This window comes from Acetoanaerobium sticklandii (assembly GCF_000196455.1).
Taxonomy (GTDB): Bacteria; Bacillota; Clostridia; order Peptostreptococcales; family Filifactoraceae; genus Acetoanaerobium; species Acetoanaerobium sticklandii.
This window is the reverse complement of the sequence record NC_014614.1, coordinates 2,169,156-2,187,347: the sequence shown is the minus strand read 5'-3', so window position 1 is coordinate 2,187,347 and position 18,192 is coordinate 2,169,156. Positions and strand designations below refer to the sequence as shown.

Genomic DNA, 18,192 nt, shown 5'->3' with positions numbered 1-18,192 from the left:
TTTATACTGATAATAATAAATTTATGATAATAATTATCATTAACAATGATGAAGGAGGCTTCTTATGAAAGCATTGCTAGTTGGAGCTGATAGATTAGGAAATATTCCTGATACTTTAAATAGTTATGGAATAAATGATTATATACATTGGCCAGGAAGAAAAAAAGGCATGAGAAATTATGACATCCCTGATGAAATAGATATGATTATAGTCTTCTATGACTTTATTGAACACGGACTTACAGAAAATGTTAAAGAGAAGGCTAGAAAGAAAGAGATTCCATGTATTTTTTCAAGACGTGCCTGTAGTGATTTGGCAATGAGATTAAATAGCTGCCAGACATGTAAGTTCTGCCCTCAAAAAACATCTTAACATATTGTATACAAAATATTTCTTACTTAGTCAAAAACCTGCATACTGCAGGTTTTTTTGAGTGTGTTTTTTTAAAAGATTGCAATAAAATACATTAAGTTATAGAATAGAGAAGGATAGGCTAAAATACATATTAACGAAAGAAGGGTAAGCTTTGGAAACAAAATCATTTTTCTCCTATGATATTAAAAATCTAAAAGGAGATATTATGGGAGGTTTTACAACAGCAATTGTAGCGCTGCCTCTTGCACTAGCTCTTGGAGTAGCATCTGGAGCAGGAGCGAAGGCTGGTCTTTATTCAGCTATAATTACAGGAATTCTATCGACTTTATTTGGGGGTACGCCAGCTCAGGTTAATGGCCCTACAGGAGCTATGACAGTGGTTTTAATTGAGCTCTACGAAAAATTTGGAGCAGAAGCTTTATTTGCAGCTATGCTAGTGGCAGGAGTCACGCAGATTTTAATTGGAGGCTTGAAGCTTGGAAAGTATATTCACTTGATACCTCAACCCGTAATTGTTGGATTTACAAACGGGATTGGATTTTTGATATTTTTGAAAATGATACCATATTTTGAAACGGGTCCTGTTGTTGCACTTATAACGATAGCAGTGATGCTCTTATTTCCTTTTATAACAAAAAAAGTCCCAGCATCTCTAATGGCTCTTATTGTAGGAACAGTTGCTGGAACCTATTTGCTTCCAGGGGGAGAGCTAGTTGGAGCTATCCCTAGTGGATTGCCACAGTTTACATTACCATCATTTCCAGCAAATCAGCTGGTTGATATAATCCAATCAGGAATAATACTAGCAATGCTTGGATGTATTGAATCTCTTCTAGCTGCTCTTGTGGTTGATGAGATGACAAAAACCAAGCACCATTCGAATAAAGAGATAATAGGACAAGGTATAGGAAATACTGTAGCTACATTATTTGGAGCACTTATTGGAACAGGAGCTATAGTAAGATCTGCAGTAAATGTAAATGCAGGAGGAAGAACTAGGCTTTCTGGGATACTTCATGGAATAATTTTACTTGTAATTACACTTAAGTTTGCACCTTTAGCGTCACAAATACCTCTAGCTGTTTTAGGTGGAATCCTAATGGGGACAGCTATAAAAATGGTAGAGTACAGTGCAACCAGAAAGTTTACATATGCATCTAAGCGTGCAGGGAGTGTTATAATTGTAACTACCCTTTTAACTGTATTTAGTGATTTGGTTATCGCTGTTGCAGCTGGAACACTTCTATCTATGTTTTTATTTGTACTTAGCATGGGAGAGGTTTACTTAAAGCAGTATCCTATTTCAATAAAGGGAGGCAAAAAAGTTGCTTCTTATACTGTAGAGGGGCCATTGTTCTTTGGCGTTTCAAATGCTATTGCTAGTAAGCTGGAAATAGAATCAGAGGATGCAGATATTATAGTTCTTAATCTTATGAATATGCCAGTTATGGATTCAACAGGAGCTATTGCAATTAAAAGTATAAAGCAGCTACTTGAAGGAAATGGGCAGACACTAATCCTAGCTGGAGTAAAGGAACAGGCTGGAAAGCTTCTTACAAAGCTAGAGGTAATATCTGATGAGGATTTACAAATTTCTTCTATGAGAATAAAGGATGTTTTGAGCCATATTGAAATGAATATGGTAAATGCATAATAAGTATTGAATCGTTAACAAAAAATATAGATGAAAATAATCTTATCAAACCTTTGCTATATTAATAATAAAAGCACAATCCTTCTACCAATGCAATAAGAGGATTGTGCTTTTTTAATTTTAATCTGTGTATAAAACAATACAGTTTCTACCAGCTTCCTTTGCTTTATAAAGAGCTTTATCAGCCTTATCAAAATGCTCATGGTAGTTGTATTTATGTATATTTCCAGCAGAAATACCTATGCTTACTGTGACATAACTAGATTTTTTTTCTCTAGTGTATGGAATTTTTAAGTTTTCTATAGATTTTCTAATTTCTTCTCCAAGTACGGCAACATCACGTTTTTTAATGTCAGAAGTAAAACATAAAAACTCTTCGCCACCATATCTACCTGCGTAAATACCGAAAGAAGCTAGTTTAGTCAAAGCGCCAGAAATCATGGATAAGCAGACGTCACCTTGAAGATGTCCCCAGTAATCGTTGTATAGCTTGAAGTTATCTATATCTAGAAGAAATACACAGGAAATTAAATCTGAGTTATTTTGAGGACTTAAATCTGCAAACATTTTTTCTATTCCTCTTCTGTTGTAAAGCTTGGTCAATTCATCTATCAAGGTTTCTTTAGTAAGAGAAATATTTTCTTTTTTTATTTTTTCGAGCTCATTATTTACTTGAGCTATTTCTCTTTTTAGTTTTGAAGTTAGATTTTTAAAATTATCATTTTCTCGTTTCTCTTTATAGTAATTGAATTCAATTGAAATAATTTCAAGCCTTTTTGATAGATTGATAGCTTCTATTTCCTTTTCTTTATTATGATAGGCTTTAAAGTGATGAAGCGAAGTTTTATAGTCTTGAATTACTTCGTAGTAGTCAGCTAACAGCTTATATATTTGGCTAGTTTTGGATTGTAGCTGGTTATCGATAGAGTGATTAAGAGCTTCATTTAAATATTTAATTGGATTAAGACCTTGACGTTGGTCGCAAATAGCCATATGAATAAGTAAATCAATGAGATAAAACTTGTTATTTATTTGGTTGAGCTTCATAAGAGATGATATAAAATAATCTCTAGAAGCTGATATATCTCCGAGTTCAAACATTACTCTTCCGAGCTTTGTCTCGATTTCAGCTTGGTTTATCATATCTGTATGATTTAAAGCTAGTGCATATGCCTTATCAAGATGTTGCTTAGCGGCTTCGATTTCTCCACTAGTTAAATATACATCACCAATATTTGAGTATATAACGGATGAATTTAAATCGATGCTATTCTTTAGAGTTATTTCTAAAGCTTTGTTATAATACTGTAAAGCTAAATTTTTGTCTTTGGCTTCCCGATATATCTCGCCTATATTGTTTAGTATTGAAGATTCGAGATTTGGGTCTGGGTAAGATTTTATAATCTCTAGTGCAGTCATAAAATTTTCAAGTGCTTCAGAATATGAACCAAAATAAAAATAAGTTATTCCTATCATATTTTTGGCTTTCATAATTCCGAATTTATAATTAATATTTTCATAAATATCTAGGGCATCATATACATGACTGAAGCATTTAGTGTAGTCAGACATAACTCTGCAAGCGTAGGCCATATGAAGTAGACTATCCGCTTTTAGTTGAATTAAATCTAAAGATATTGCAAAATATAGAGCCTTTTCAGCTAATTTATATGATTTTTTTGGATTAGCGAAAGACATAAGCTTTGACTCTTTTATTAAGGATTCAATTTTATCTGCTGTCAAAAGAATGCCTCCCATCTATGGAACAAGTAAGAACTCCAACTATTAATGTAATACAGATTAATTATAATTATTCATATGTGTATATTATACTTTAAAAGGGTACAAAAAAATATAAGTTTTAGAGATTTTCAAATGGAAGGAGCTCTATTATGAAAATACTTGTTGCTGATGATGAAGCCATAAATAGAAAACTACTGGAGATAGAAGTAAAGGAGCTAGGGTATAAGGTATTAACTGCCAAGGATGGCTACGAGGCAAAGCAGATATGGGAAAATGAGAGACCTTCAATAGTTCTTACAGATTGGAACATGCCTAATATGAATGGAATAGATTTGGTTAAGCATATTCGAAATAATGAAGGCAATGACTACACCTATATAATAATGGTCACTGCTATGGCGAGAGAAGATGATTTGATTGTAGGCTTTGAAGCAGGAGTAGATGACTATCTTACAAAGCCTGTTGGAAAACATGAGTTATACTGGAGGCTAAAGGCAGGACTTAGACTTATTTCCAACAATGACAAGGATATGCTTATTTTTGCGCTCGCGAAGCTTACAGAAATAAGAGATGAAGACACAGGTAACCATATAGAAAGAATAAGGCTATATAGTAAGCTGATAGCTGAAGAACTTTATAAACGAGGAGAAAGACCACTCGAAATTAATCAAAAATTTATTGATGATATTTATATTACTAGCGTACTTCATGATATTGGAAAAGTAGGAATACCTGATAATGTTTTGTTCAAACCAGATAAATTAAATTCAGAAGAATATAATATTATAAAAAATCATACCCTTATAGGGTACAAAACGATTGAATCACTTATTTCAAAGAGCCAAAGAAAAACTACACTTAGTATGGCTGGAGAAATTGCTAGAAGTCATCATGAAAATTGGGATGGGAGTGGTTATCCAGACGGATTAAATGGCGAAGATATTCCTCTAAGTGCTAGAATAGTTGCTCTTGCAGATTTTTATGATGCACTTGTAAGTAAAAGGGTGTATAAAGAATCTTGGACCCATGATGATGTAGTGAAAGAAATATTTAGACAATCAGGGAAAAAGCTAGATCCATATGTTGTATCGGGGTTTTTAAGTATAGAATCAGAGTTTCAAAAAATAAGCTCTGCACTAGCTGAGTGACCTCATATTGGATATAAATATTAAATTGATTTAGTTTCTGCTAATTAATATTATATTTTTTAATTTCAAGTAAAGAGAGTGTATTTTTAGATATGACGTTTTATCATAAAAATACACTCTCTTTTTTTATTGGCTAATTCTTGAGTATAAATACTCTTGACAAATATACCCTAAGGGGGTATTCTGAAATTGTAAATGTTAATTGATATTCAAAGAAATAGTCGAGTATTAACTAATCCAATTTAGATATTTTTTAGTGGACTTCTTGTTAATGAAAATATGAGGTGAGATTATGTCAAAGAAAAAAGTTATTTTAGGTATAGATGGAATGACCTGTGCTTCTTGCTCTGCAGCAATTGAAAAAACTTTAAATAAAAAAGAAGCCGTGGAAGCAAATGTTAATCTAGCAATGGAAAAAGCTTCTATTGAGTTTGACGATTCCGTGATAGGTTTAAAGGAAATAGAGGAGACCATTGAAAAGCTAGGCTACACTGTTGTGAAAAATAAGGTGCTATTAGAAGTAGATGGTATGACTTGTGCAGCTTGCTCTAGCATAATAGAAAAAGTAGTAGGTAAATTAGAGGGGGTATATTCAGTTTCTGTCAATCTCACTACTAATACAGCTCAGATTGAGTATAACGAAAAGCTTATTAGCTTAGATGAAATTCAAAAGAAAATGGATAAGCTAGGATATCCTTCAAGGCTGAAAACTGATGATAAAGATAAAAAGGCTAAACAAAAGGATGAGCTTGCTACTAAAAAAACCAAACTAATTATTTCGATAATCCTGTCTCTACCACTTTTATATACCATGGTAGGGCATATGCCTTGGGAGACAAGTCTTCCTATGCCAGATATTCTTATGAACCCGTGGTTTCAGATGCTACTAGCGACACCAGTTCAGTTTATTATTGGCTGGAGCTTTTATGTAGGCGCTTATAAGTCACTAATGAATAAAAGTGCAAACATGGATGTACTGATTGTAATAGGAACCTCGGCGGCATATTTTTACAGTGTATACGAAGGTTTAAAATCAATTGGGACACATCATATGCCTCACCTATATTTTGAGACAAGTGCAGTGCTTATCACTCTAGTTCTTCTTGGGAAGTACCTTGAAAGTAATGCAAAAGGAAAAACAAAGGAGGCTATTGAAAAACTACTTAGTCTTCAAGCTAAAGAGGCTACTGTTATAAGAGAGGGAAAAGAAATAAGACTTCCTCTTGAAGAAGTTAAAAAGGGAGATGTAGTAGTTGTAAAGCCAGGAGAAAAAATTCCTGTCGATGGTATAGTGATTTCAGGAAATAGCTCAGTAGATGAGTCTATGCTTACGGGAGAATCTATTCCTGTTGAAAAAAGCTCTGGGGATGAAGTTATAGGTGCAACCATAAATAAAAATGGTAATTTTACTTTCGAAGCTACTAAAGTAGGAAAGGATACTGCTCTAGCCGGAATAATAAAAATAGTTGAGGAAGCTCAAGGCTCGAAAGCGCCTATACAGAGAATGGCTGATAAAATATCAGGAGTATTTGTTCCTGTAGTAGTTGCTATTGCCTTTGTAGCATTTTTAGTATGGTATTTTATAGCAGACAAAGGGAATTTTGCTCATGCTCTAGAGGTTGCTATTTCAGTTCTTGTTATATCATGTCCGTGCGCCCTAGGTCTTGCTACTCCTACTTCGATTATGGTTGGTACAGGCAAGGGAGCAGAAAACGGGATACTATTCAAAGGCGGAGAGTACCTCGAAACTACGCATAAGATAGATGCAGTGCTTCTTGATAAAACTGGTACAGTTACAAAAGGAAAACCAGAGGTTACAGATTATTTTGAGCATGAAAAAGGTGCTTTAGCTTATATAGTGTCAGCCGAAGCGAAATCTGAGCATCCTTTAGCAGATGCAATAGTCTTATATGGAGAGACTAAAAATATTAATAAGCTCGAAATAAGTAGCTTTGAAGCAATACCAGGCAAAGGCCTGCATGCTAAAGTGGATGCTAAAGATGTATTAATAGGAACAAGAGCTCTTATGAAAATGTATGACATAAATATTGATTCTGGTGAGGATGAATATGCCCTGCTTGAAAACGAAGGCAAAACAGTGATGTTTGCAGCAATCGATGGGAAATTTTCAGCGAGCATTGCTGTTGCTGATACAATAAAGCAAAGCTCAAAATCAGCAATAGAAAAAATAAATAAATTAGGAATTGCAGTTTATATGGTTACAGGAGATAATCAAAGAACTGCAAATGCAATAGCATCACAAGTGGGTATAGAAAATGTATATGCAGAGGTACTTCCTGAACAAAAAGCTGATGTAGTAAAAGATTTGAAAGATAAAGGTTATAAAGTCGCTATGGTAGGAGATGGGATAAACGATGCTCCAGCTTTAGCTTTTGCAGATATAGGTATGGCTATAGGAACTGGCTCAGATGTAGCGATAGAAGCGGCAGATGTCACTCTAGTTGGAGGAGATTTAGATCATATACCAAAATCAATAGATTTAAGTAGAAAAACTATGAGGAACATAAGACAAAATCTATTTTGGGCATTATTTTACAATACAATAGGAATTCCAGTTGCAGCAATGGGATTTTTAGAGCCTTGGGTAGCTGGAGCAGCTATGGCATTTAGTAGTGTTTCTGTTGTAAGCAATGCACTTCGTTTGAAAAAAGTTAAGCTATAGGGAGATGTGTGATGAAAGATACTAAAAATGATGAAATAATGCCGTTACTTCAAGAACAGAAAAAGCCTTTAGTCCCTAGAACAGAGGATGAAATGGCAAAACTTTTGTCTAGGCTAAAGAAAATAGAAGGTCAAGTGAGAGGTCTTCAGAAAATGGTAGAAGATGAGAGGTATTGCATAGATATACTTGTTCAGATATCAGCAGTAAATGCAGCTCTTAAAAAAGTGGGTATGCAGGTTTTAAAAAGACATACAACACACTGCGTTGCAGATGCTATTAAAAAAGACGACTCTGAAGAGACAATAGATGAACTTATGAAAACTATAGAATTATTTATGAAAATATAAAAAGAAAAACCAGCTGTATTGGTGAATATACAGCTGGTTTTTCTTTTGTGCTTAGGGAAATATATAATTAGGAAAATTGCAATCTGCCTTTAGTTGCTACCATACAAGCCTTGTATACTACAAGAGTAATTACCATATTAGTAAGTGAGGTAGGCAGCACGATTGAAGTGAATAACACCATAAATGGAGCAGGAAGACCAACTATAAATAGTGCACTTCCTAGAAATACTGTTCCGCTTATAGCAGTACCTATTAGCCCTATGATAGCCATCTTTAGTTTATCGTTTTTAAGTGAAGCCATTGCTTTAATCATTAGGTAAACTATAAGTGCTGTAACCATTTTATCTATAAAATTAGGAAGCTGGCCTCCAGGAAATGTAGTAGTAAGAGCAGTAATCATGCCACCAACTGCACCAGCTAAAAGTGCATTTTGCAAAGTTGGGTAAATAACTATGCTTAAAAACATAAATGCTAAGAATAAATCAAATTTCATTCCGAATATTCCAGGTACACTAGAGTGAAGAATAAAGCCTATTGCTAAGAAAAGTGCAGTTAAAATCATGTTTTTTGTTTTCATTGTAAGTTCTCCTTTTAATATTAATTATTTTAAATTTATACCAATGTGATATATCTGATTGAGACAATTCATTTGAAGTTCATAACATAATTTCTACACCTCCTTTGATTTAATACAATAAAAAAGACTGATTACTCCCTGTAAAGGAGCAAACAGTCTGTGTTCGCGGTACCACCCTTTTTAAGATAAAAACTTTATCTCATCTCATACGGATACTAACATATCCTGCCTCTATAACGTGAGGACACGGTCAACAGCTACTACAATTTTCACCTGACATCTCATGGGTCCATTCTTCTAAAACCACTTGTCTTATCTCACCACCTAAGACTCTCTGTAATAGCTTAATTTAGAGTACTACTCCCAATCACTGATTCTTATATTAAGTTTTACTATTGATAGCTATTATACTAGCAAAAAAAATAAATGCAAGTAGGTTTTATATAAAAATTTAATTTTATTAGGAGCTTATAAACCTTCATAGTTAATTTAAATTCTTGGACTTAAGAATGATTGATTTATATAGAATATTAATACCCAGTTATAGACATAGGACTAAAAGCTTAAATATATAGGATAAAATAATATTTATGAATAAAAAAGTTTATTTGTTGAAAATCAAGGTATATATTAATTAAGAAAATAATAATTATTGTCAATAAACATTATAATATTGACTATTAAAAGGAGGAATTATAATGGGAATTATTGCTTGGATTATTTTAGGTGCTCTTGCAGGTTGGATAGCTAGTAAATTTACTGGTAATGATGCTAGTATGGGAGCGTTTGGTAATATTATCGCAGGTATTGTAGGAGCTTCTGTAGGAGGCTTTGTATTTGGTATGATAGGCGGACAGGGAGTTACTGGATTTAATATATGGAGCTTATTTGTAGCAGTGATTGGTGCAGTAATAGTACTGTCTATTATAAATATGGTAAAAAGATAGTTAAATGATATAAAAAAGTATCAGTTTAAAAGCAGTTAGGAATTTGATAATTTAAAATAAAAGGGACTGTTAGAAAAATAAATATATTGTAGTTTTAAACAAAACCAATATATTGTATTTATTTCTATGCAGTCCCTTTTTAATTTTTAAGCAATCAAATTAAATTAAAGAAAATCTAATGTTATTTACAAATTAAATAAAAGAAAATTTAATGTTATTGATAGTTTTTTAATAAATTATTAACTTTATATATTATATTGAAGTAAAATTTTATTAGATAAATCAAATTTTTGGTTTTTATTTAATAACTTCATTAGGGATATTAAATCTCTCTCGTTTAAAAAATGAGCTAGTTTATCTGATTTATTATTAATTACTTCTTCTAAGATATCAATAAAATTAGCTTCATTGTCATAAATGAATTCTATTATCTTTTTATATGATATTCTATCTTTGTTTTTTAGAGCAAAGGATAGAGCCGTTTTAAGATATTCGTTTGCTTTAGATGTATTTTTTAAATAAGTATACCCAAAAGCCATATTAAGAGAAATATCTGAAATGTAGGCTGGAATATATTTTAAAGAGCTAAGGTGGTCATCTAGGATATCAATTTCTTTTTGAACACTTTTTTTATTGCTCTTAAGTGTAAATATTTTTATTTTCATTGAATTAAGAAGGCCTTCTATTTCATCCTCATTTTGGATAAGAGCCTCTGTAGTATTTAGAATTTCTAAAGCCTTCTTATAGTTTTTGTTTTCTATACATACTAGGATTTTTAAAATATTAATATCTACAATTCTAGATGATTCAGACATTTCTAGATATTTATCTAATTGAGTCAAATGCTTAGATGATTCATCGTAATTTTTATTGTTATAGTTTATTGAGGCAAGTTTATACCATATAGGAACCATGCATTTCATATCTTCAGAAAAACAATGTGCTTGAGCTATTTTGCCTATTTGAAGCGCATCATTTGTTCTTCCTAAATATACACATACATCCATAACTCTAGGAGCAAGATTTAAAACTATCATAGGATTTTTGTCTATTTTAACTGCATTTTCAAATGTCTTGATATAATACGAATAGCTTGTTGGGATATCATTGTGTTCTAAATAATACTTTGCAATTAGCTCATATATATAAGTGTTTTGAGGCTGAAGATCCCACTTGCTTACAAATAAAGCTATTTCGTCTATTTTATCATTAGGAATTTTGTAGTTATTATAAGTGGCTTCCTTAAGATAATCCATATAACCTCTAGCTTTACTTTTTGCATCGTAAATACCAGGAATGAATAAATCTCTAAATTCAAGCTCGATATCTATACCTCTGGCTTTGCATAGACTATTCATATTTCTAACCAAAATCTCAGCGTTACCTCTATTTAAGGTAGCGCGGTTGTTTTCTATAAGGCTAATCAAATTTCTAGTTATATCATCAGCAGCTAATTCATGCTGCTTGAATCCAAGCTCTTTTCTTATTTTTCTTAGAATATCACCTGGAGTAAGTGTAGTTATATTATCCATAATTCACCTCAAATAGAGTTTAAAATAAATGTAAAAAAATTTCACATTGTTATATACTATATTATATATAAAAAAAGATAGAATAGGGAACAAAATTGTTAAAGTTAGCAAAATTGTTTGATTCTAAGTCATTCTGTTAATCCATGAGCTGATTAAGAATAGTTATCAAAAATAAAAGACTTTTTTTATTTTTTAGCATATAATGAAATATAAATAGACTTATTTAGGAGATGATAAGAATGCCTAAGATTTTAAAAAAAATAAAAGATCCTGTTAGCTGTCTTACACATATGGCAGGAGCTATAGCATCAATAGTTGGGATGATTGTTCTCATTTTATTAGCAATTAGAGAAGGAACTCCATGGCATATAGTTGGATTTTCAATTTTTGGAGCTAGCTTAATTTTGCTTTACAGCGCTAGTACAATTTATCATATGCTAGATATCTCGGATAGAGTCAATTTGATACTTAGAAAAGTTGACCATATGATGATATTTGTGCTTATTGCTGGTACTTATACACCTATATGCATAACAGCTCTTAGAGGTGGACTTGGATGGACTCTGCTTGTTGTAATTTGGACAGCTGGAATTTTAGGGATGATTTTAAAGGGTGTGTGGATGAATGCACCTAGATGGCTGTCTACTCTTATTTATGCTGTAATGGGCTGGATGATTATACTTGCTATTTATCCACTAGCAAAAGCTATACCTGCTCAAGGTACAGTATTTTTGGTTATGGGAGGACTCTTCTATACTATAGGCGCAGTTATTTATGGTTTAAAATGGCCAAAGATTAATTTTAAGTATTTCGGATTTCATGAAATATTTCATATTTTTGTGTTAGCGGGCAGTTTAAGTCATTTTTTTATGATGTATTATGTCATATAAAATCCTAGGTTAAGGTTTTAAAATAAAAAATATAAATAAGAAAAAATTGGATTGGAGAGATATATTCATGCAAGAAACAACTCTAGACAAAATCAAGCAAATATCGATTAATTTATTTAACGAAAAGAGCTACGAAGGAACTAGCTTAAAAGATATTTTCAACTTGATTGGAATATCTGCACCTTCTTTTTATTACTATTATTCATCTAAAAAAGATTTATATATAGAGCTGATTAAGGATGCAGAAGAACTTCACAGGAAAGCGTTTATGGAGGTTTTGGAAAAAAGCAAAGCAAAATCAAGCAAACAACAGCTAGAGGCACTTATAAAGCAGTACTGGGTATTTAAAGCAGAAAATCCAGATGTAGCCAATTTTTTAGCCAGAAATGCACTTTTTCCTCCTTTTGAGTTTAGAGAAGAAATCTGGGCTATGCTAAAGGAGCATTATATTAAATATCATGAGTTTGTTCAAGAAATTGTAAAAAATGGCATGGAAACAAATGAGATAAACCAAGATGTTTCAGAAGATTATATTGTAAAAATGTTTTTTCAAATGCTAATCGGTAGTTATATTAATGTAAGTGCGCCTACAAAAGATTCTCTAGATGATAAAGTGAATTTCAGCCTCCAGGTGTTATTTGATGGTATAGGTGCATAAGTAAAAATACCTTGAATATACTAAATTACTGGTGTACAATTTAATTATTTATTGTATACATTGAGAGGAGGCATTAGGTATTGGAAAAATATAATCATAAGCCTATAGAAAAAAAATGGCAGGATATCTGGGAAGAAAAAGGCGTATTTCACGCATCAAATGATTCAGATAAAGAGAAGTTTTATCCTCTTGTAGAGTTTCCTTATCCATCAGGACAAGGGCTGCATGTAGGGCATCCTAGATCATATACTGCACTTGATGTTGTTGCTAGAAGAAGAAGATTGGATGGATATAATGTACTTTATCCTATTGGTTGGGATGCATTTGGCCTTCCTACAGAAAACTATGCAATCAAAAACAAAATTCATCCTAAAATAGTTACAAAGGACAATATAGCTAACTTTAAAAGACAGCTTATGTCTCTTGGAATATCTTTTGACTGGTCAAGAGAGATAAATACTACTGATGAAGGGTATTATAAATGGACTCAGTGGATATTTATTCAGCTTTTCAACAAAGGACTAGCTTACAAAAATAAAATGCCTATAAACTGGTGTAATAGCTGTAAAGTTGGCCTTGCAAATGAAGAGGTTATCCAAGGAACTTGTGAGCGTTGTGGCGGAGAAGTCGTACGTAAAGAAAAAAATCAGTGGATGCTTAAGATTACTGAGTATGCAGATAGATTGATTGATGATTTAGATTTAGTTAATTATATAGATAGAGTTAAGATTCAGCAGAAAAATTGGATTGGTCGTTCATATGGTATGGAGATTAAATTTCCAGTCGACGATACTAGCTTAACTGTATTTACTACAAGACCAGATACTATATATGGAGCTACATATATGGTAATTTCTCCTGAGCATCCTATAATTCAGGAAAAAAGCCACAAAATTCAAAACTTAGATGAAGTTCTTGCATATAAAGAAGAAGCTGCTAAAAAATCTGAGTTTGAAAGAACTGAAGTAAACACTGAAAAAACAGGTGTAAGAGTTTTAGGCTTAGATGCTGTAAATCCTCTTACAAAACAAAATATTCCGCTTTTTGTTTCTGATTATGTTCTTATGACATATGGAACGGGAGCTATAATGGCAGTGCCAGGCCATGATACAAGAGACCATGAATTTGCAAAAGTATTTGATCTACCTATAGTTGAGGTAGTATCAGGAGGAAATGTTCAGGAAGAAGCCTTTACTGATATAGATAATGGTACTATTGTAAATTCGCCTATTATAGATGGACTTTCTGTTAAAGAAGCTAAAGAAAAAATATCTGAGTATATAGAAGCTCAGGGACTTGGAACTAAAAAAGTAAACTTTAAATTAAGAGACTGGGTATTTTCTAGACAAAGATATTGGGGAGAGCCTATTCCACTTGTGTATTGTGAAAAATGTGGTTGGGTGCCGCTTCCAGATAGTGAGCTACCACTTACACTACCAGAAGTAGAATCTTATGAACCGACAGACGATGGAGAGTCACCACTTTCTAAAATCACTGACTGGGTAAGTACTACATGTCCTTGCTGTAGTGGACCAGCGCAAAGAGAGACTGACACTATGCCGCAGTGGGCTGGCTCATCATGGTATTTCTTAAGATATGCAGACCCTGACAATAATGAGGAGCTAGCTTCTAAAAAAGCTCTTGATTACTGGATGCCAGTAGATTGGTACAATGGAGGAATGGAGCATACTACGCTTCACCTTCTATATTCACGTTTCTGGCATAAAGTTCTATATGATATAGGTGTAGTTACAAACCCTGAACCGTATGCAAAGAGAACTTCTCATGGTATGATTCTAGGTGAAAACAACGAAAAAATGTCCAAATCAAGAGGCAACGTTGTTAATCCAGATGAAATAGTAGAAGAGTATGGTGCTGACACCTTTAGAATGTATGAAATGTTCATTGGAGACTTTGAAAAAAGTGTTCCATGGTCATCTTTAGGAATCAAAGGCTGTAGACGTTTTATAGAGCGTACTTGGAAGCTTCAAGAAATGATTAGAGAGGAAGACATATTCTCTGATAAAATCGAATCTAGCTTGCACAAGACTATCAAAAAAGTGACAGAGGATTATGAAACCCTAAAATTCAACACAGCCATAGCGGCTATGATGTCATTGATAAATGAAATTTATGATATAGGTGGAATAACTAAAAAGGACTATCAAACATTCTTGATTTTATTAAATCCAGTTGCTCCCCACGTTACTGAAGAACTATGGCAGCTTATGGGATTTGACGGATTCTTAAATGAAGCTCCTTGGCCAAAATATGATGAATCAAAGCTTGTAGAGTCTACTATAGAGATACCTGTTCAGATTAATGGAAAGGTAAGAGGCAAGATAGTAGTAGCAGCAAACATATCTCAAGATGAAGTAATCACAATGGCAAAATCTGATTTAGTTGTAAAAGATATGTTAGACGGAAAAGAAATTAAGAAAATAATTTATGTTCCAGGAAAAATACTAAATATAGTTGTATAAAGCATAGAACAATCTTCTATTATGAAATTCTTAATAAAAACACTAAAAACTTGAGGCTTATTTGCTTCAGGTTTTTAGTGTTTTAGATGGTTAATATAATTTAAAAAGTTAGCTATTTTTTTAAAAAAGAAAGTAAGTAAGACCTTCTATTAATTTCATCTGGATCAGTATATTTATTGTAATTATCTTTGCTATGCTGGTCTAAAATCTTAAATGGATCATTTTTTTCATCAAGTTCATTTTTTGAAGATGAAGCAAAATGAATTTTACTATAGTTAATCATAGAATTCCTAATATCAATATTAGTAGTTGAATTAGTAGAACTTTGACGAACATTTTCGTACTTAATCTCAGAATCGCTAGAGCCACTTTTTGAATAGGATATTAATTTTGAGATTGCACCTTTGCGTTCAGCTACATCAGTTGGACTCATTCCAAGAGCTATATTAGCTTCTACTCTAAGTTTAAACTCTGTAATCCAATCCCTTCTTCCTTCAGAATCCTCTACTGTTTTAAAGTTGTTTACTCCAAAAACTTTCCTAAAATCAACAGAAAGCATAGATATAACAGTTCTATCTGCTACAGTTATTTTGTCAGATAAACATAGTTCTCTTTTTAAAGCAGAGACTTCCTCATAAGTGGCATTTCTAAGGTCAATTTTTCCAATAAGACTTTCAGATAAATTGTTTTTACCAGATAGGTAACCCTCTATTTCTTCTTTACTATTACTATATTCGCTAACAGGTTTATTAGTAGATTTGGGTGGGTTTAAGGTTGATGGATTTGACACATAAGTATTTGAAACTATCAAGAAAATCGCCTCCTAAATTATGTAAAAAATATCACAATGATTATATCGGGGAAAACAAAAATAGGCTTTAATTAGCATAAATAATATTTACTATAAGAATTTTGTATTAATATTTTAAACAAGATACTATTATTTAGAGAACCAAGGTTAATACTGAGGTTCTTTTTTTAATCTCAAATTTACATAGGGATAATGAAACCTTAACATTAGTGGGATATAAATGAAGTAAGTACAATTATAAGGAGTGATTACATGGCTAAGGTAGTGGATGTGATTCATGAATACAAAATTTTGAAGACGAAAAGGGATTTTGTAGTAATCAATACACGAGGTAATAATTGTAACCATTCGCACTTCCTTCATGAAAGAGCTGCAAGAAATTTAATCGATATAGTTTTGCGTAAACAAATACCGAAAAGTATATATTTTCAAGAAGCCGCTAAAAGAATTATACTTGATGAAAGCTACGAGGAAAAAATAATTTTGAATCAAAGAAAAAGCAAAAAAGAAAGGTATGTAAATTATTGCAGATGATTCAATCGTTCTATACCTCTTATAAAATATGATATACTTATTAAAATATCAGATTAAACTCATATGGTTAAGAGGTAAAATATGATGAAAAAATATATAAGATTAAGTATAGAAACTGAAGACAAGATAGGAGTAACTCTAAAAATTCTAGGTAAAATTTATTCTAGACATATAAGTCTAAATTCAGTTGAGGTGTTTTCTAAAAGAGTAAATATCCAGATTGAGGATATTGAAAGCCAAGAAATTAAAGATATTACAAATGATTTGATGCAATTAGAGGACGTTATTTCTATTAAAGAAATTAAGCTTTTAGAATTTGAAAAAAGCTCAAAACGTCTTGAGGCTATTATAGATTCTGTAGATGAAGGAGTAATAGCTCTAAATCCAAAATTAGAAATTGAATTTTTCAATGACTATTCAGAGAAAATATTTGATTATGATAAAACAGAGCTACTAGGGAAAAATATAAAAAGCTTTCTAGGAAAGAGTACAAATTTAATAGGTTTCTTGGAACAAGGGAAAAATTATGATAATATAGAAACTTTCATCCAAAATGAGAGAGTAGAAGGCAGATATTTGGCTAGCGGAAGAGCGATAAAGGATGATGATGGATATTCTGCTGGAGCAGTTCTAACTATTAAAGACTATAAAAAAGCAAAAGAGCTGGCAGATATAGTGATAAGCTCTGAAGATGATCAATTTAAAGATATAATAGGAAATAGCAATGCTATATACAACCTTAAAAAAATAGCTAAAGCTGTTGCGAAAAGTGATTCGACTATTCTTATAAGAGGAGAAAGTGGAACGGGCAAAGAGCTTTTTGCAAGAGCGATAAAGAATCTAAGCCAAAGAGAAAATCAGAGATTTATAACTATAAATTGTGCTGCTATTCCTGATTCTTTGATAGAAAGTGAACTATTTGGCTATGAAAAAGGTAGCTTTACAGGAGCTCTAAACAGTGGGAAACTAGGACTTTTTAAAGAAGCGGATAAAGGAACTTTATTTCTGGATGAAATAGGAGAACTATCACTTACAACTCAGGCCAAACTGCTCAGAGTATTGCAAGAAGGTGTGGTTAGAAGAATAGGAAGCAGTAAGGAAGAAAAAGTCGATGTGAGAATAATCTGTGCAACTCATAGAAATTTGGAAGAAATGATTGAAAAAGGAATGTTTAGAGAGGATTTATACTATAGGCTTAATGTTATACCTCTAGAGATTCCACCTCTGCGTGATAGAAAAGAAGATATTCCACTTCTGGTTAGTTATTTTGTGCAAAAAATGAATAAAAAGCTTAATAAATCTGTTGGAAGTACTAGTATGGTTTTTTTGGAAAGACTTATGAGCTATGAATATACAGGAAACATAAGAGAACTAGAAAATATTATGGAAAGAGCTATGAATTTATGTGAAGGGGCGATACTTTCAGAGGAACATCTGATGCTAAATCCTGCCAAAGAAAAGGACAATGAAAAAGCATTTGAAATTATAAGAAGCGAAGCTTCATTAAAGAAACAATTGGAAGATATAGAGAAACAAATATTATTAAATAATATAGAAACTGATATGAGTATAAGAAAAACAGCAAAAAAACTTGGACTTTCTCATACTGCACTAATTAATAAATTAAAAAAGTATAATTTGAAAATGTAAGTGTAATTTAAAAATGTAAATATAAATTTACAGTGGAAATATATATTTACTATTTAATTGTAATAATGGAAATTAAAAATTCCAATATATAAATTGGCAATTGGATTTTAAAGAAAATTTCAACTTTTGCTTAAATTAAAAATAAAATTATGTTGTAAT

The 18,192-nt window shown here is 32.1% G+C and carries 15 protein-coding genes and 1 other annotated feature; of the genes, 11 read left to right on the top strand and 4 right to left on the bottom strand.

What is annotated here, in order from left to right:
* Nucleotides 1–64 precede the first annotated feature (64 nt).
* Nucleotides 65–373: a DUF2325 domain-containing protein gene (locus CLOST_RS10360; RefSeq protein ID WP_013362266.1), complete on the top strand. Its 309-nt coding sequence runs from the start codon at nt 65–67 to the stop codon at nt 371–373.
* A 154-nt stretch (nt 374–527) separates the two neighbouring features.
* Nucleotides 528–2,030, top strand: coding sequence for a SulP family inorganic anion transporter (locus tag CLOST_RS10355; protein WP_013362265.1), 1,503 nt, complete (start codon nt 528–530; stop codon nt 2,028–2,030).
* Nucleotides 2,031–2,150: 120 nt separating this feature from the next.
* On the opposite strand, the gene CLOST_RS10350 is transcribed toward CLOST_RS10355, so the two are convergent.
* Nucleotides 2,151–3,773 carry a diguanylate cyclase gene (locus tag CLOST_RS10350; RefSeq protein WP_013362264.1) on the bottom strand — a complete coding sequence of 541 codons (1,623 nt, stop codon included), beginning with the start codon at nt 3,771–3,773 and terminating at the stop codon, nt 2,151–2,153.
* A 149-nt stretch (nt 3,774–3,922) separates the two neighbouring features.
* Here CLOST_RS10350 and CLOST_RS10345 point away from each other — a divergent pair, with 149 nt between their 5' ends.
* The 3 genes from CLOST_RS10345 (at nt 3,923) to CLOST_RS10335 (ending at nt 7,951) form a co-directional block, all read left to right on the top strand.
* Entirely contained in the window at nt 3,923–4,921 is a 999-nt protein-coding gene (locus CLOST_RS10345) for an HD domain-containing phosphohydrolase (protein ID WP_013362263.1), read from the top strand.
* Nucleotides 4,922–5,213: 292 nt separating this feature from the next.
* Nucleotides 5,214–7,604 carry a heavy metal translocating P-type ATPase gene (locus tag CLOST_RS10340; RefSeq protein WP_013362262.1) on the top strand — a complete coding sequence of 797 codons (2,391 nt, stop codon included), beginning with the start codon at nt 5,214–5,216 and terminating at the stop codon, nt 7,602–7,604.
* A gap of 11 nt (nt 7,605–7,615) precedes the next feature.
* A complete protein-coding gene (locus tag CLOST_RS10335) occupies nt 7,616–7,951 on the top strand; it encodes a metal-sensing transcriptional repressor (RefSeq protein WP_013362261.1) in 336 nt (111 codons plus the stop codon).
* Nucleotides 7,952–8,018: 67 nt separating this feature from the next.
* Here CLOST_RS10335 and CLOST_RS10330 read toward each other — a convergent pair whose 3' ends face one another.
* Nucleotides 8,019–8,528 (bottom strand): tryptophan transporter, encoded by a 510-nt coding sequence (locus tag CLOST_RS10330; RefSeq protein WP_013362260.1) that lies wholly within the window; start codon nt 8,526–8,528, stop codon nt 8,019–8,021.
* A gap of 141 nt (nt 8,529–8,669) precedes the next feature.
* Nucleotides 8,670–8,908, bottom strand: a binding site (T-box leader).
* Nucleotides 8,909–9,226: 318 nt separating this feature from the next.
* Here CLOST_RS10330 and CLOST_RS10325 point away from each other — a divergent pair.
* Nucleotides 9,227–9,475, top strand: coding sequence for a GlsB/YeaQ/YmgE family stress response membrane protein (locus CLOST_RS10325; RefSeq protein ID WP_013362259.1), 249 nt, complete (start codon nt 9,227–9,229; stop codon nt 9,473–9,475).
* A gap of 245 nt (nt 9,476–9,720) precedes the next feature.
* On the opposite strand, the gene CLOST_RS10320 is transcribed toward CLOST_RS10325, so the two are convergent.
* A complete protein-coding gene (locus CLOST_RS10320) occupies nt 9,721–11,007 on the bottom strand; it encodes a helix-turn-helix domain-containing protein (RefSeq protein ID WP_013362258.1) in 1,287 nt (428 codons plus the stop codon).
* A gap of 239 nt (nt 11,008–11,246) precedes the next feature.
* On the opposite strand from CLOST_RS10320, the gene trhA reads away from it, so the two are divergent.
* The 3 genes from trhA (at nt 11,247) to leuS (ending at nt 15,038) form a co-directional block, all read left to right on the top strand.
* Nucleotides 11,247–11,897 carry a PAQR family membrane homeostasis protein TrhA gene (trhA, locus tag CLOST_RS10315; protein WP_013362257.1) on the top strand — a complete coding sequence of 217 codons (651 nt, stop codon included), beginning with the start codon at nt 11,247–11,249 and terminating at the stop codon, nt 11,895–11,897.
* 67 nt (nt 11,898–11,964) lie between these two features.
* A complete protein-coding gene (locus CLOST_RS10310; protein ID WP_013362256.1) occupies nt 11,965–12,555 on the top strand; it encodes a TetR/AcrR family transcriptional regulator in 591 nt (196 codons plus the stop codon).
* Between the two features lie 80 nt (nt 12,556–12,635).
* On the top strand, nt 12,636–15,038 hold the full coding sequence (gene leuS, locus CLOST_RS10305) for a leucine--tRNA ligase (protein WP_013362255.1): 2,403 nt from the start codon (nt 12,636–12,638) through the stop codon (nt 15,036–15,038).
* Between the two features lie 112 nt (nt 15,039–15,150).
* On the opposite strand, the gene CLOST_RS10300 is transcribed toward leuS, so the two are convergent.
* Nucleotides 15,151–15,849, bottom strand: coding sequence for a hypothetical protein (locus CLOST_RS10300; RefSeq protein ID WP_013362254.1), 699 nt, complete (start codon nt 15,847–15,849; stop codon nt 15,151–15,153).
* Between the two features lie 252 nt (nt 15,850–16,101).
* Here CLOST_RS10300 and CLOST_RS10295 point away from each other — a divergent pair, with 252 nt between their 5' ends.
* Both CLOST_RS10295 and CLOST_RS10290 read left to right on the top strand, forming a co-directional pair.
* Nucleotides 16,102–16,383 carry a hypothetical protein gene (locus CLOST_RS10295; RefSeq protein WP_013362253.1) on the top strand — a complete coding sequence of 94 codons (282 nt, stop codon included), beginning with the start codon at nt 16,102–16,104 and terminating at the stop codon, nt 16,381–16,383.
* Nucleotides 16,384–16,464: 81 nt separating this feature from the next.
* Nucleotides 16,465–18,033, top strand: a complete 1,569-nt coding sequence (locus CLOST_RS10290) for a sigma 54-interacting transcriptional regulator (RefSeq protein WP_013362252.1) — start codon at nt 16,465–16,467, stop codon at nt 18,031–18,033.
* Nucleotides 18,034–18,192 lie beyond the last annotated feature (159 nt).